Origin of the sequence: Olleya aquimaris (assembly GCF_003259525.1) — a bacterium.
Lineage (GTDB): Bacteria > Bacteroidota > Bacteroidia > Flavobacteriales > Flavobacteriaceae > Olleya > Olleya aquimaris.
Map to the genome: position 1 here is coordinate 468,143 of NZ_QLLO01000001.1, position 14,768 is coordinate 482,910.

Genomic DNA, 14,768 nt, shown 5'->3' on the forward strand with positions numbered 1-14,768 from the left:
GTTCTCTACAAATGTAGAATAAAAATATCAATTCTACAAATGTAGAGTAGTATTTTATAAAAAAACCGCTCTTTTATGAGCGGTTTTAATATTAAGATAATTCTGTAAAGTACTTATAAAAATAAGGAATGGTCTCGATACCTTTTAAATAATTCCAAATACCAAAATGTTCGTTAGGACTGTGTATAGCGTCACTATCTAAACCAAAGCCCATTAAAATAGTTTTACTTTTTAATTCTTGTTCAAACAAAGATACAATTGGGATACTTCCACCACTACGTTGTGGTATTGGTGTTTTTCCAAAGGTTTGCTCATACGCTTTACTGGCTGCTTGATAACCAATACTATCGATAGGTGTTACGTAGCCTTGTCCACCATGATGAGGTGTTACTTTTACAGTAACCCCTTTTGGTGCAATACTTTCAAAATGGTTTTTAAATAAAGTTGTTATGTTCTCCCAATCTTGATTTGGGACTAATCGCATGGATATTTTTGCATAAGCTTTACTAGCAATTACGGTTTTTGCTCCTTCACCAGTATAACCTCCCCAAATACCGTTAACATCTAAAGTGGGTCTAATACTGTTACGCTCGTTTGTAGTATATCCTTTTTCGCCATATACAGCATCAATATCTAATGCTTCCTTATACGATTCTAAAGAAAAAGGTGCTTTTGCCATTTGTGCACGTTCGTCTTGACTTAATTCTTCAACATTATCATAAAAACCTGGGATAGTTATATGATTATTCTCGTCATGAAGCGAGGCGATCATTTTAGCTAAAACATTTATTGGGTTTGCGACAGCTCCACCATATAAACCAGAATGTAAATCACGATTTGGACCAGTAACTTCAACTTCTACATAACTTAAACCTCTTAATCCAGTAGTAATTGATGGTACATCTTTAGCAATCATTCCTGTGTCAGAAATTAAGATAACATCATTTGCTAGCTTCTCTTGATTTTGTTTAACAAATTTACCAAGGTTAACACTTCCTACTTCTTCTTCACCTTCAATCATAAACTTAACATTACAAGGAAGTTCACCATGCTTAGTCATGTATTCTAAAGCTTTAACGTGCATGTACATTTGTCCTTTGTCGTCACAAGCTCCACGTGCAAAAATTGCACCTTCTGGATGTAATTTGGTTTCCTTAATTACAGGCTCAAAAGGCGGAGAAGTCCATAAATCTAATGGATCTGGTGGTTGTACATCATAATGTCCATACACTAAAACGGTTGGTAGGTTTTTATCTATTATTTTATGTGCATAGATTATGGGATATCCATCAGTTTCACATATTTCAACCACATCGCAGCCTGCTTTGGTTAAGCTTTTTGCAACTGCATCTGCTGTTTTAATCGTGTCGTTTTTGTATGCAGAATCCGCACTAATTGATGGAATTTTAAGTAATTCTATAAGTTCGTCAATAAATCGTTGTTTGTTATCTTGAACGTAAGATGTTATGTTTTTCATTTAAAAATTGAGTTTATGTAAAAGTACAAAAACCTAAATTATTTTGTTTATGGTTATTATGAATATTCAAACTATTGTTTATATTTGCATCCCACTTTGATATGCTATCAAATAAGTGAAGTTGCAGGCGTGGTGGAATTGGTAGACACGCTAGACTTAGGATCTAGTGCCGCAAGGTGTGAGAGTTCGAGTCTCTCCGCCTGTACAAGAATTAAAAGCTTCTTTTAACTAAGGAGCTTTTTTTTATGCCAAATTTTGAATTTTAGTTTGAGACGAGAAGTTTATCCTGAGCGCAGTCGAAGGGAGTCTCTCCGCCTGTACAAGAATTAAAAGCTTCTTTTAACTAAGGAGCTTTTTTTTATGCCAAATTTTGAATTTTAGTTTGAGATGAGAAGCTTTATTAGAATAATTCTTTCTTCTATAAAAGAAAAAAGCTTCAGTTTAACTGAAGCTTTTTTAACATTTATAATTTAATTAATTTGGATGTTTTGGTTTGTCCTAAATCATCTTCAAGTTTAATTAAATAAAGACCTTCTGAAAGACTTTCGATATTAAACTGATGACCTGCTTCAAAATCTCCTTTATATTCTGTTATTAACTTACCTGAAACGTCAATTATTTGTACATGTTTCATTTTAGTAGTTAAAGAAAACGAAGTTGACGCTGGATTTGGATGTAATTTAAAACCTTGAACGACATCAAATTCTTCATTACTTAAACTTTGTGGTACAGCGTTACCATAGATTCTAAATTCACCAGGAGGAATACTAATCTGTGCTGAAGTACTAGATACATTAATTGATGTACTATTAGTTTCGTCCATTAAATCGTACCAAGTTCCTGTATAAGGAAAGTCTGGTGTGATGTTTTGTGTTACCACATCAAAATTAGCTAGGATTACTACATTACGTAATTCGTTTGCTGGAATTGTATTATCAAAAATGTAAATTCTAGGAGTTAACGTATCTACATTTGGATTGGTACTATTGTTAATTACATAGTCACCTTCAAAAACAGGTTCGTTAATTTTTAAATCGTTAAGTCTAGACCAGTCATTATAAACTTGACTTCTGTTAACATCTGTCAGCCAACTATTATCCCATTGTGGTTGTGGTTTGGTGTCTAACTTACAATCGCCATCTGCACCACCAGGTTCGTTAACAGTTCCATTATTACAAGTAAAAATGGAATTTTCCATACCTAATTCTCCAAAATGCCAAATCATTTTAGGACCTGGAATAGTTAAAGAAACTGCTCCCATTGGAGACATTCTTTTAATAGCAGTATTTAAATTGGTGACATCATGTGATGTGTTTGTACTGTTACCAAATTGAAGATTTCTGTACATTAAACGTTCTTCATCATGACTTTCTGGGTATCCAACTAATCTTGGAGCAATAAAACTTCTGCTGTTGTGTCCCATTCCGTTAATATTACTTCCTGAAGCATAACCCATTGTTAATTGGTTGTAAGGGTCTGTCATTTTTCCCCAAAGCATGATACCTTTTCCTTCACCAACTCTATAATCTGCCCATTCTTTTTCTTCTTGATTACCTCCTAAATGCTCAAAAATTACATAGTGGTCTGGGTCTAAACTCCAAGAGTAATCTGCATATGCTTTTAATATATTTACACGATCTGATTGGTAGCTATTGGTAGCTGCGTCACCAGTTTCTGCTTTTTGGGTAAATCCTTTGGTTAAATCCCAACGGAATCCATCAATTTTAAACTCTTCAATCCAATGTTTTATAACACGCTCTACGTAGTAATTAGTAATTGGGTTTGTTGTAGTGGCTTCAGGTGTTGGTGCATCATATTGTTCTGTATGATTAAAATCTGAACCAACGCTATAACTGTGTTGTGCAACTTCGTTAAAATAAGGGTTTTCGCTACTTGGTTCTCCCCAACCATCACCATCAGGATCATTCATCCACATGCGTACCATTGGGTTTCTACCGAAAGCATGGTTTAAAGCAACATCCAATATAACAGCTATACCGTTTTGGTGACATAGGTCAACAAATTCTTTAAACTTATCTTCGGTACCATAATATTTATCTAAAGCCATATGAAAAGAGGTGTTGTAACCCCAACTTTCATTACCTTCAAATTCCATAATTGGCATCAATTGTATAGCATTAACATTTAGATTTTTAAAGTAATCTATACGATCTATTAAATGTTGAAAGTTTCTTCCACCATCTGTGTTTTTATCAAAATCTCTAATTAATACTTCGTAAATAACTAAATCTTCTTTTTTAGGTTTTTGGAAGTTAGTTACTTGCCAGTTATACGGTGTTTGACCCGTTTGTAAAACGGTAACTTCTCTTTCCTGTCCTGCTGGATATGTTGGTAAATTAGGATATGAAGACGCAGGTATCCATGGATCATCAAAAGGAGATAATACTAAAGTTGAAAATGGATCTGCAACTTTAACAACACGAGGTGAGTCTGTAACAGGAGATTGTGCTCCAACCCAATATTGATAAGTTTCTATTTGTCCTGGAGTTAAACCTGTAACTTCAACCCAAAATTTTCCAGAAGTTGGATCCTTTTTCATGGCATGACTTGCTGTAGGCGTCCAGTTATTAAAACTTCCTGCTACATAAACATAATCTTTATAAGGTGCCTCTAACACTAATGTTGCAGAAGTATTACTAGTGTAGTTAATACCATTTTCCATGTTTGCAGGCATAGCTGCTGTTTGGGTGTCATTAACTAGAATAGTGAATTTTTTTGTAACCATAGAACCACCTTGAGTGACTTCTAATTCGCAATACTTGTTTTCTGTAATGTTTGGAAAGAAATAGCTATAAAAAGTAGTAGTAGATGTGTTAACTACAGAACCATTAGCTTTTAACACATAAGTAGCATTACCATTTGTGTTTTGAGCTAGAATTTGAGTTCCAGAATTATTATTTACTCCAATAGTTCCATTAGACTCAGGGTTAATCATTGTTACTTGAAAAGCACCAACATTAAATACAAAGTTTTGACATCCACCATTATCAAGTTTTAATTCTTGAGTACCATCTGGATTTCTAAAAACCATTCCCATTTTAGTCACATTAGCTTCTTCAGCTGCTGTTAGGTTAAAGTAGGTGTTTGGTGTAAAGGTGATACTCCATGTACCATCTCCGTTATTAGTCATTTCACCAATACCATCATCTTGTCCCCAATTTCCAACGACTTTTATACCATATTCATTAGTGTCGTCTCCAACACCTAAATGTGCATAAACTTTTGTAGGGTTTACAATGCTATTACATGTTGTTGCAGTTACGTCTACAGTAATTGTAACAGGTTGATCAATTAAAATTGGATCTGGATTAGTTGTTACTTGAGACAACCCAATTAAAGGCAGTAACAAGCATAAGCTGAGTAAAAATCTTTTCATTTTTATTTTTTTAAATAAAAAGTCTGCACATGAAGTATCATAAATGCAGACTTTTAAATTATTTCAATAATTTATTATTGCCACTCGTTTAGTGAAATCATAGGTGAAGCCCCAGAGAAATCAAAAACAATATTATAGGTGCCAGCTGTAACTGGTATGTTAGCACCATTTTGCTCCATGATTCCGTCATTACCATCATCTCCATAATTAAGTCCCCAAGCATCATTCTGGCGTACTTTAATTTCACCGTTAGTTAATGTCACACCATTGATGTAATAAAATCCTTCATTAATACCAAAATCTGGTAAAAACTTAAGGTTTGGTCCATCCCATCCGTTTGGTGCAGCATCTCCTACTAATCCCCAAACATCTGTAGCTTCTAATTCATAAGTCTGTGTGTTAAGGTCTAGCGTAACAATATAATGTCCAGCAGATACTGGGATATTAGCTCCACCACCTTCTAGGGTTCCATCAAGGCCATCATCTCCAAAGTTTACTCCCCAATCGTTATTAAATCTAAATTTCATTTCGCCATCAGTAAGTGTTACTGCTGCTTTAAAATTATCTTGGTAAGAGTTATATGTTAATGGTGTATCTGGACCGTTCCATCCATTTGGTGTTCCATCTCCAACAAGTCCCCATGAAAACGGTTCCATTGTGTAGCTTAATGGTGTTGCAGAATCGTCAGTCATTACTGTAATTTTATAACTACCAGCAGTAACTGCAATGTTAGCCCCATTTGCTTCTAATGTACCATCATTACCATCGTCACCAAAGTTTTCTGTCCAAAGGTTATCTTTTCTAAATTTAATTTCACCAGTTCTTAATGTTGCATAAGCAACATACTGGTTAGTCGTACTAGTTGTATAAAATGGAATGTCTAAAATTGGTCTATCTGAACCAGCATCCCATCCTCCAGGAGTACCACTACCTACAACACCAAGGTTTGTAGATAAATCTAATAAAGATGAATACGCAGTAATGTTAATAGTTTTAGCATCAGAATACATAACTGTATTTGGGCTAAGTGTTGTTTGGATTCTAAAATCAATATCTGTAGCAGTATTAGGAACAATCCCAAGAGATAAAAGTTTAGCGTTTAACTCTTGTCCTAATAATACTTTTGATAAATCTGATCCTGCAGAAATAGACTGAGGTGCACTAAAGTCACCTCCAGTAAAATCTATTTGTATTTTATAATTTGCTGCAGCATCAAATCCGTAATCTGGATCTGTCCAGCTTAATGTAAGTACTTCTGTGTCTGCTAGCTCTTCTGTTAAAACAAGTGTTTGATTAGACACACTTAAAACAGTATTAGCATCTGCATTTAAAGTTACTAATTCTTTGTCATCACAACTTACAAGGACTAATAAAAGTCCTAATAAGTAGATAGAATTATTAATTAATTTTTTCATTGTAATAAGTTATTAATACCCTTCGTTTTGAGAAAGGTTTGGGTTAACTGTAATAATACTAGTTGGTAATGGAAATATATTTCTGAAACTTGCTACAGATGTACCTGCTGGCTCATTTCCTTTAAATGGCCATAAGTAAGCACTAGTTGTAAAATAATCGTAACGAATTAAATCTGTACGTCTTTGTCCTTCCCAATACAATTCTTTAGATCTTTCGTCAATTATAAAATCTAATGTAATGTCTCCACTTGTAATATTGGCAGAAGTCCCACCAGTAGCTCTTTCTAGTAATTCATTAATCTTTGTTGCAGCTAAATTTAAATCACCTCCGCCACCTCTTACTGTAGCTTCTGCATAGTTTAAATAAATTTCTGCTAAACGGATTAAAGGTAAGTCTGTGTCAACAAAATCTCCAGCTGAATCGCTTCCTTGCATCCCGTTGCTGTCAATATTCTTAAATTTAGTTACTGCATATCCATTTTCAAAAGGAGGAATACTTTCAATCTCTAAGTTTTGTCCATCTGAATAAAACATCCCTCTACTGTCTGCAGAAAAAGGAGTAATACTGTAGGTTAATGCATTTAAATCTAAAGTAATATAGTACGTTCCAGCTGTCACAGGAATATTATCTCCTCCAGGTTCTAATGTACCATCATTACCATTATCTCCATAGTTATTTCCCCAATCTTCATTGAATCTAAATTTTAAGAAACCATCTGTTAAGTCAGCGTAAAGTGCATATTGGTTACTTGCAGTTTGAAACATTTCTGTATCAGGTCCTCCCCATCCATTTGGTGTACCATCTCCTACAATTCCCCAATCAGATTGAGTTCCTAAAGCATTGTTTAACTCATTAATATCTGTTGCAAATTTTTCAACTAAATTTTTAGTGGTTCTTAGGCCTCCCCAACCACCATTAACACCAAATTCTGTAGCATTCATAGATCCACCAATTGCAGCATGTACTAAAAATGTTGTACCACCATAAGTTTGAGATCTAAGACCATCAAAATTTAAAGCAAAAATAAATTCGTTTTGAGCGCCATTTGTGTCGTTATCTGCTAGGAATAATTCGTCATAAGCAGTACCGTTTCCATTTGCGTCATTCATGTTAATGCTATAAGTAGAGTTCATTACATTACTAGAATACGTTACACAATCTGTGTAACGAGGTGTACCTGTCCAAACTTCTGCATTTAAGTATAATTTAGATAATAATGCCCAAGCAGCAACTTGGTCTACACGACCATATTCATTAGAACCACTTGGTTTTAAATCGTTTTGAATGGCTAACAATTCTGACTCAACAAAATTAAATAATTCTGTTCTTGAGGCTTGAGTAGGTAATTCTGTTGTTACTTCTGTTACTAAAGGTACTCTACCATACAGATCCATTAAATTGTAATAGGCATATGCACGTAAAAATCTAGCTTCTGCAATATAAAATTGTACTTCTGCTTCAGATAAAGCACTAGCATTTTCTATAAAAGAATTACAAAAAGATACTTCTTGTGCTAATCTATAATACATTGCTTCGGTAAAGTCATTGCTTCCTGACCAGTATTGTCCATGTAAATCAGGTAAACCTGCATCTCCCCATCCTACAACCGCATGATCTGTAGTTAACTCGTTTAAGTTAAATAACATACGTGAAAATTGAGAAAACCCTTCGTCAATATCTGCTATATCTGCCTGACCTGCTGGACCTTGTTGTCCTGTTAGTGCTAAACTTGCATACAATTTTGCAAGTGCACCTTTAGCCTCGGTAGCATTGGCAAACACATCTTCTTCTGTAAAACTATCTGGATCAATCGGTGATTGATTTAAATCGTCATGACATGATACTAATCCTAAAAACAGTACCATGATTGCAATTAAATGTTTGAGTTCTTTTTTCATTTTTCTTTTTTTTAATTAAAAATCAATGTTTACACCCATTACGAAAGATCTAGGTCTTGGATAAAAATTATTATCAATTCCTAAATTAATTTCTGGATCTAATCCATTATAATCTGTTATTGTTAACACGTTTTGTAAAGATCCATAGAATCTAAACGTGGTATTTTTTACTTTGTCTAATGTATAGCCTAAAGTTATATTGTCAATTTTAAAGAACGATGCCTCTTGAATAAAATGATCACTTAAAGCTGTTCTGTCACTAATTACAGTAAACCCACTATTATAGTAGTCTGCATGAATATTAGATAAAATATTATTATTAGTAGCATTGACTAAGACACCTCTATTTGCTTCAACATCGTTATACATGTAGTTTCCTAAGCTTGCTCTTGATTGTAAAGAGAAGTCCCAGTTTTTGTAACTAACGTTAGTATTGAAGCCCATTAAAATATCTCCAAATGGATCTTCTTTAATGTATTTGTCTTCATCATTAATAATATTATCTCCATTTCTATCAACAAATACACCTTCTAAAGGTTTTCCAGAAGCATCATATACTTGTTGGAATACATAGAAGCTATTAGCAGATTCTCCTTCTCTGTGTACCTGAACAGTATTACCAACACCAGTAGAAATACCACCTTGAGGTTGGTCAACAGATAGTTTAGTAATTTTATTATCATTAAACGCTACATTATAATTTACAGACCATTCAAAATCATCTGTTTTTACAGGAATAACATTTAGATTAAATTCTAATCCTTTGTTTTCCATGTTACCAATATTAGCGTTAATTCTGTTACCAAAGTTTGTAAAAGGGTCTACTAAAGAGCTTGCTATAAGGTCATTAGTTTCTTTTACATAAGCATTAATAGATCCAGAAATACGTCTGTCAAGAAATGCATAATCTAAACCTAAGTTAAATGTTCTTCCAATCTCCCAACGTAAATCTTTATTAATTGGTTCTGGTCTGTATGTTTGGAAAAACCCACTTCCAAATTGATAGTTAGCAGTATCTGTACTACCGTTATAACGCGTTAAGAATTGATAATCTCCTAAGCCATTAACGTTTCCAACTTCTCCATAACCAACACGTAGTTTAAGCTCGTTAAAGAAAGAATCTTGCATAAAATCTTCTTTATGAATACTCCATGCAGCAGCAACTGAAGGGAAAATTCCCCAGCGGTCATCTGGATTTAATTTAGAAGACGCATCAGCTCTTAAAGTGGCTGTTAAATAATATTTACCATCATAATCGTAATTTGCTCTTCCAAAATAAGATAGTAATACATTTTTAGATTTGTCTATAAATTCAAATTGATTACCATCCTCTTGCGCTTCACTATCATTACTAAAGTTGTCAAACTCAAAAGATTGGTATGCATAACCACCAGCTACTGTTAAGTTGTGTACATCGTTAAATGACTTTTTGTAAGTTAAGTAAGCATCAAAAACTTTATTGTCTGAATTTTGTACATAGCTAGTTCTAGAACCATTAAATGTAGCATCAGATGTAGGAATAAATTCTGAAGTAATTCTTCTACCATGACTATTAGAGGTGTCAAAACCTACATTAACAGTAGCAGTTAAGTCTTCAAAACCATGAATTTTATAATCAAATTTAGCGTTTCCTACAAAACGTCTTACTTCTGCAGTATCATCAATTAAATTTAAAAGAGCTAATGGATTTGTTGGCGCTAAGTTATTTTGGTTTCCAGTACCACTATCTAACCATGCAAAGTAACCTCCGTATTGCGAGTTAGGGTCATAGATAGCTTGTGTAGGATCAAATCCAACAGCACTACCTATTGCACCTCTATCTGCAAAAGTGTTTTCTGTATACATAGCTCTAGCATTCAACTCTACGTTTAAATGGTCTTCAAGGAAAGTAGGCGTTAAGCTAACAGAACCAGTTGTACGTTTTAAGTTGTCACCATCTAATATACCTCCATGCTCAGAGTAACCTAAAGAGGCTCTCATTGGCACACCAAAAGCATTACCTAATGCGCTAAAGTTATGATCTTGTCCAAAAGCAGTAGTATAAATTTCATTTTGCCAGTTTGTATTTGCATCTCCTAAAAGCGCAATTTGTGCAGGCGTACCAATATCGTTAATTAACTCTCTAAATTGATTAGCTGAAAGCACATCAATTTCATCTACAGGACTGTATACTGTAGTTTGAGAACTAATATTAAATTTAAAGTCTTTATTTTTTCCTTTTTTAGTAGTAATTAAAATAACACCATTTGCTGCTCTAGATCCATAAATTGCAGTTGAAGAGGCGTCTTTTAAAACAACAAAAGTTTCAATATCGTTAGGGTTAATAAAGTTTAATGGGTTTCTAGATCCACCAACTCCACCATTATCTAATGGTATTCCGTCAACTACATAAAGTGGTTGAGTAGTTAAAGATAACGATCCAGCACCACGTATATTAATACTTTGACCGTCACCAGGAGCTCCACTTCCAGAAGTAACATTAACACCAGCTACTTTACCACTAATAAGCGATTGAGCAGATACAATTGGACCTTTGTTAAAGTCTTCACTAGTTAATAAATCTGTTGTTCCTGTTAAATCTTCTTTTTTAACACCTCCATAACCAATAACGACAATCTCATCTAGTAACGCAGCATCTTCTGCTAAAGAAACATCTATTCTAGACTGTCCAGTGTAAGTGACCTCTTGAGTTAAATACCCAATATATGAGAATACTAATACATCTCCATTGTTTACGTCAATTGAATAATTACCATCAAAATCTGTAGCAGTACCTTTGGTTGTGTTTTTTACAACAACATTTACCGTTGGTATTGGTAAGGCGGTTGCTTGTTCTGTAACTGTTCCAGAAACTGTTGTTTGTGCAAGCATAACAGTTGGTATAAACAGTAAAGCTAAAAGCAGCCTTTTAAAAATTGTTTTCATACAATAATATTAAGTTAGTTTAAATTATAAATGTATATTTTTACTTCTCGATGATAAATCTATATAAAATATATGTTAAAATTCTGTTGGGCCTTATATAATAAGTAGCGAAAACGTTTTCGTGTTGAAAACTTTTTGCATATTTATCTTAAACAGCATAAAAATAATGAATAATCATCATTCAATAAAGCATATCGCTTTCAAACTAATAATTTTAACACCTTATAATTATCAAATCTAAAATGTTAGATTTGCTTTTTTATTAGCTTATGAAAAAGAAAATCACACTTAAACAAATTGCAAGAGAGTTAGATGTGTCTATTTCAACTGTGTCTAAAGCCCTAAGAAATAGTATAGAGATTAGCGAGGATACACGTCAAAAAGTTCAAGCGTTTGCTAAGTTATACAACTATAGACCTAACAATATTGCACTGAGTCTTAAAAACCGAAAGACTAAAACTATAGGTATAATTATCCCAGAAATTGTACACCATTTTTTCTCTAAAGTCATTAGTGGTATTGAAGCAGTAGCTAATAAAAGAGGATATAATGTAATTGTTGGGTTGTCTAACGAATCGTTTTCTAAAGAGGTTATTAATATGGAAATGCTAGCCAATGGTAGTATTGACGGTTTTATATTATCTATTGCTAAAGAAACCCTGCAACAACAAGATTACCACCATTTTACCGAAACTATAAACCAAGGAATGCCAATAGTAATGTTTGATCGTGTGGTTAACGAAATTAAATGCGATAAAGTTATTGTTGATGATGCTGAAGGAGCAAAAAAAGCAGTAAGTAAATTAATAGAAAACGGTTGTAAACACATAGCTATTATTACTACAAAGGATTATGTAAGTGTCGGTAAATATAGAACACAAGGCTATTTAGAAGCTTTAGAAAATTATAAAATAAATCCTAAAGCAAGTTTAATATTAAAGGTTGACGACGAGTTGTTATCCGAAGACCATTTAGATTCCCTTGAAAAAGAAATTGAAATCTTATTTCAGAAAAACAAAAAACTTGACGGAATATTTGCAGTAAACGAACTATACGCCATTACTGCAATGAAAGTAGCCAGAAAACTTGGTTTAAACATGCCTGAAGATGTTCAGATTATTGGTTTTACAGATGGTGTATTGTCTAAACATGCAGTTCCAACATTGACAACAGTCAGTCAACATGGTCAAAAAATTGGTGAAAAAGCAGCAGAATTATTAATTAATAATTTAGAGCGTGAAGATGAAGAAGATACCTACGAAACAGTAGTTATTGAAACCGAATTGATAGAACGCGCATCCACAAAATAAAAATTTAACATTGACCATTTAAAAACTTTTATATCTTTACGGCAATCAAAACTTATATTTTTACTTCTCAGGTAATTTAGTTTTGATAAGTTTTTTCGCTTATCAAATAGTATAAACTAACAACATACTATTATGAAAAAACGCACGCTAGGTTTTTGGGAAATTTGGAATATGAGTTTCGGTTTTCTAGGAATCCAAATGGGCTTTGCGCTCCAAAACGCCAATGTTAGTAGGATATTTCAAACCTTAGGTGCTAATGTAGAGGATATTCCAATTCTTTGGGTTGCAGCGCCACTTACAGGTCTTATTGTACAACCAATTGTTGGTTATTTTAGCGACAGAACATGGCATTCAAAATTAGGAAGACGACGACCGTTTTTCTTGGTTGGAGCTATATTGGCTTCTCTTGCATTATTTTTAATGCCTAATTCTCCAGTGCTTTGGATTGCTGCAGGAATGCTTTGGATTATGGATGCTTCTATTAATATTTCAATGGAACCATTTAGAGCTTTTGTTGGAGATAATCTTCCAGACCATCAATTAACCAAAGGTTTTGCAATGCAAAGCTTTTTTATTGGTATTGGTGCCTATGTAGCTTCTAGACTTCCTGAGTTTATGGCCTATATCGGGATTTCTAACACTGCGCCAGAAGGTGTAATACCAGATACTGTAAAGTATTCATTTTACATTGGTGGTATTGCTTTTTTAATAGCTGTTTTATGGACGGTTTTTAAATCCAAAGAGTATTCGCCAGAAGAAATGGCAGCATTCGAAAATAATGAAGAGACTCAAAAACCTATAGAAGAACACTTAGAATCTTGGTACATTCAAAATGGAAAAGCTCATTTAACTTATGGTGCTATTGCAACACTTTTAGGGTTAATAGCTACCTATGCTGTATATCATTTTGAGTTAAAAAAAGACTTATATGTGCTAACCTTAGGTTTAATTACACTTGCTGGTGTAGCATTAATTATTTCAGGAATTATGCAAACTAAGCATCATTTTAAAAATGGGTTTGTTACCATTATGAATGACTTTCAAACCATGCCTAAAGTCATGAAACAATTAGCATGGGTGCAATTCTTTTCGTGGTTTGCACTATTTTCTATGTGGATTTATACCACAGGAGCTGTAACCCAACATATTTATGGAACGACAGATACTACATCTAGTGCCTATAATCTTGGTGCTAACCAGGTAGGTGCCATGTTTGCAAATTATAATTTGGTCGCAGCAGCAGTTGCTTTTTTATTACCACTTTTAGCAAAAAAGACTAGTAGAAAATTTACTCACTTTGTAGCCTTAGTATTAGGAGGTTTTGGTTTAATTTCCATTTATTTCATTTCAGAGCCATCCACTTTTATGATTGAGTGGTTACCTATGATAGGCGTTGGTATTGCATGGGCAAGTATTTTATCTGTGCCTTACGCGATGTTATCTGGTTCCTTACCAGCAAATAAGATGGGTTATTATATGGGTGTGTTTAATTTCTTTATAGTAATTCCACAATTAGTTGCTGCATCCATTTTAGGGTTTTTGGTTTCCAAATTTTTTAATAACCAACCAGTATACGCATTAATTGTTGGAGGTGCATCGATGATTTTAGCAGGAATTTTATCGTTAACCGTTAATGATAAACAAGAATAATAAATGACTAAAAAAGGATTCATATTCGATTTAGATGGTGTCATTGTAGACACTGCAAAATATCACTTTTTAGCTTGGCAAAACCTTGCAAAAAGTATTGATATAGATTTTACACATGAGCAAAACGAACAACTAAAAGGTGTTAGCCGAGTAAAATCGTTAGAAAAAATATTAGAATGGGGTAACAAAACCATTTCTGAGGAATTGTTTGCTTCGTTAATGGGTAAAAAAAATGACGAGTATTTAAGCTTCATAGCCAAAATGACTGATCAAGAAATTTTACCAGATGTACCAAGAGTATTAGATTATTTAATAGAAAAGAAGCAACCAATTTCTTTAGGTTCTGCTAGTAAAAATGCACGACCAATTTTAGATAAAGTCAACTTGCTTTCAAAGTTTGATGCTATTGTAGATGGTAACGATGTAAGCAAAGCAAAACCAGATCCAGAGGTGTTTTTAATTGCTGCACAACATTTAAATATGAAACCAGAAGATTGTATTGTGTTTGAAGATTCTGTAGCAGGAGTACAAGCTGCAAATACTGCAAATATGATTTCTATTGGAATTGGCGAAAAAGACGTATTACATGAAGCAGATTATATATTTTCAGATTTTACTGAAATTGATAACAGCTTCATCGACAAATTAATAAACAAATAAATTGAATGTCACACAAAGCGTAGTCGAAGTGTCAT

Annotated in this window: 8 protein-coding genes and 1 tRNA gene; 4 read left to right on the forward strand and 5 right to left on the reverse strand. The window is 33.6% G+C overall.

The genetic code is table 11. The features are described 5' to 3' along the window. Positions 1 to 91: 91 nt before the first annotated feature. Entirely contained in the window at positions 92 to 1,477 is a 1,386-nt protein-coding gene (locus LY08_RS02195) for a dipeptidase (RefSeq protein WP_111658798.1), read from the reverse strand. Between the two features lie 123 nt (positions 1,478 to 1,600). Here LY08_RS02195 and LY08_RS02200 point away from each other — a divergent pair. After that, positions 1,601 to 1,682, forward strand: a tRNA-Leu gene (locus LY08_RS02200). Positions 1,683 to 1,940: 258 nt separating this feature from the next. Here LY08_RS02200 and LY08_RS02205 read toward each other — a convergent pair. The 4 genes from LY08_RS02205 to LY08_RS02220 form a co-directional block, all read right to left on the reverse strand. Continuing rightward, entirely contained in the window at positions 1,941 to 4,874 is a 2,934-nt protein-coding gene (locus LY08_RS02205; RefSeq protein ID WP_111658799.1) for an alpha-amylase family glycosyl hydrolase, read from the reverse strand. A 74-nt stretch (positions 4,875 to 4,948) separates the two neighbouring features. Beyond that, the gene (locus LY08_RS02210) at positions 4,949 to 6,289 is read right to left on the reverse strand and encodes a SusE domain-containing protein (protein WP_111658800.1); all 1,341 of its coding nucleotides are present in this window, start codon (positions 6,287 to 6,289) and stop codon (positions 4,949 to 4,951) included. 12 nt (positions 6,290 to 6,301) lie between these two features. After that, the gene (locus LY08_RS02215; protein WP_111658801.1) at positions 6,302 to 8,188 is read right to left on the reverse strand and encodes a RagB/SusD family nutrient uptake outer membrane protein; all 1,887 of its coding nucleotides are present in this window, start codon (positions 8,186 to 8,188) and stop codon (positions 6,302 to 6,304) included. Between the two features lie 15 nt (positions 8,189 to 8,203). Next, on the reverse strand, positions 8,204 to 11,113 hold the full coding sequence (locus LY08_RS02220) for a SusC/RagA family TonB-linked outer membrane protein (RefSeq protein ID WP_111658802.1): 2,910 nt from the start codon (positions 11,111 to 11,113) through the stop codon (positions 8,204 to 8,206). 269 nt (positions 11,114 to 11,382) lie between these two features. On the opposite strand from LY08_RS02220, the gene LY08_RS02225 reads away from it, so the two are divergent. The 3 genes from LY08_RS02225 (at position 11,383) to pgmB (ending at position 14,733) form a co-directional block, all read left to right on the forward strand. After that, positions 11,383 to 12,423: a LacI family DNA-binding transcriptional regulator gene (locus tag LY08_RS02225; protein WP_111658803.1), complete on the forward strand. Its 1,041-nt coding sequence runs from the start codon at positions 11,383 to 11,385 to the stop codon at positions 12,421 to 12,423. A gap of 132 nt (positions 12,424 to 12,555) precedes the next feature. After that, the gene (locus LY08_RS02230) at positions 12,556 to 14,073 is read left to right on the forward strand and encodes an MFS transporter (RefSeq protein ID WP_111658804.1); all 1,518 of its coding nucleotides are present in this window, start codon (positions 12,556 to 12,558) and stop codon (positions 14,071 to 14,073) included. Positions 14,074 to 14,076: 3 nt separating this feature from the next. Then, positions 14,077 to 14,733, forward strand: coding sequence for a beta-phosphoglucomutase (pgmB, locus tag LY08_RS02235; protein WP_111658805.1), 657 nt, complete (start codon positions 14,077 to 14,079; stop codon positions 14,731 to 14,733). Positions 14,734 to 14,768 lie beyond the last annotated feature (35 nt).

Coding starts and splice junctions, on each gene's coding strand:
- LY08_RS02225 (WP_111658803.1), top strand. CDS start 11,383: ATGAAAAAGAAAATCACACTTAAACAAATTGCAAGAGAGTTAGATGTG.
- pgmB (WP_111658805.1), top strand. CDS start 14,077: ATGACTAAAAAAGGATTCATATTCGATTTAGATGGTGTCATTGTAGAC.
- LY08_RS02195 (WP_111658798.1), bottom strand. CDS start 1,477: ATGAAAAACATAACATCTTACGTTCAAGATAACAAACAACGATTTATT.
- LY08_RS02210 (WP_111658800.1), bottom strand. CDS start 6,289: ATGAAAAAATTAATTAATAATTCTATCTACTTATTAGGACTTTTATTA.
- LY08_RS02215 (WP_111658801.1), bottom strand. CDS start 8,188: ATGAAAAAAGAACTCAAACATTTAATTGCAATCATGGTACTGTTTTTA.
- LY08_RS02220 (WP_111658802.1), bottom strand. CDS start 11,113: ATGAAAACAATTTTTAAAAGGCTGCTTTTAGCTTTACTGTTTATACCA.
- LY08_RS02205 (WP_111658799.1), bottom strand. CDS start 4,874: ATGAAAAGATTTTTACTCAGCTTATGCTTGTTACTGCCTTTAATTGGG.
- LY08_RS02230 (WP_111658804.1), top strand. CDS start 12,556: ATGAAAAAACGCACGCTAGGTTTTTGGGAAATTTGGAATATGAGTTTC.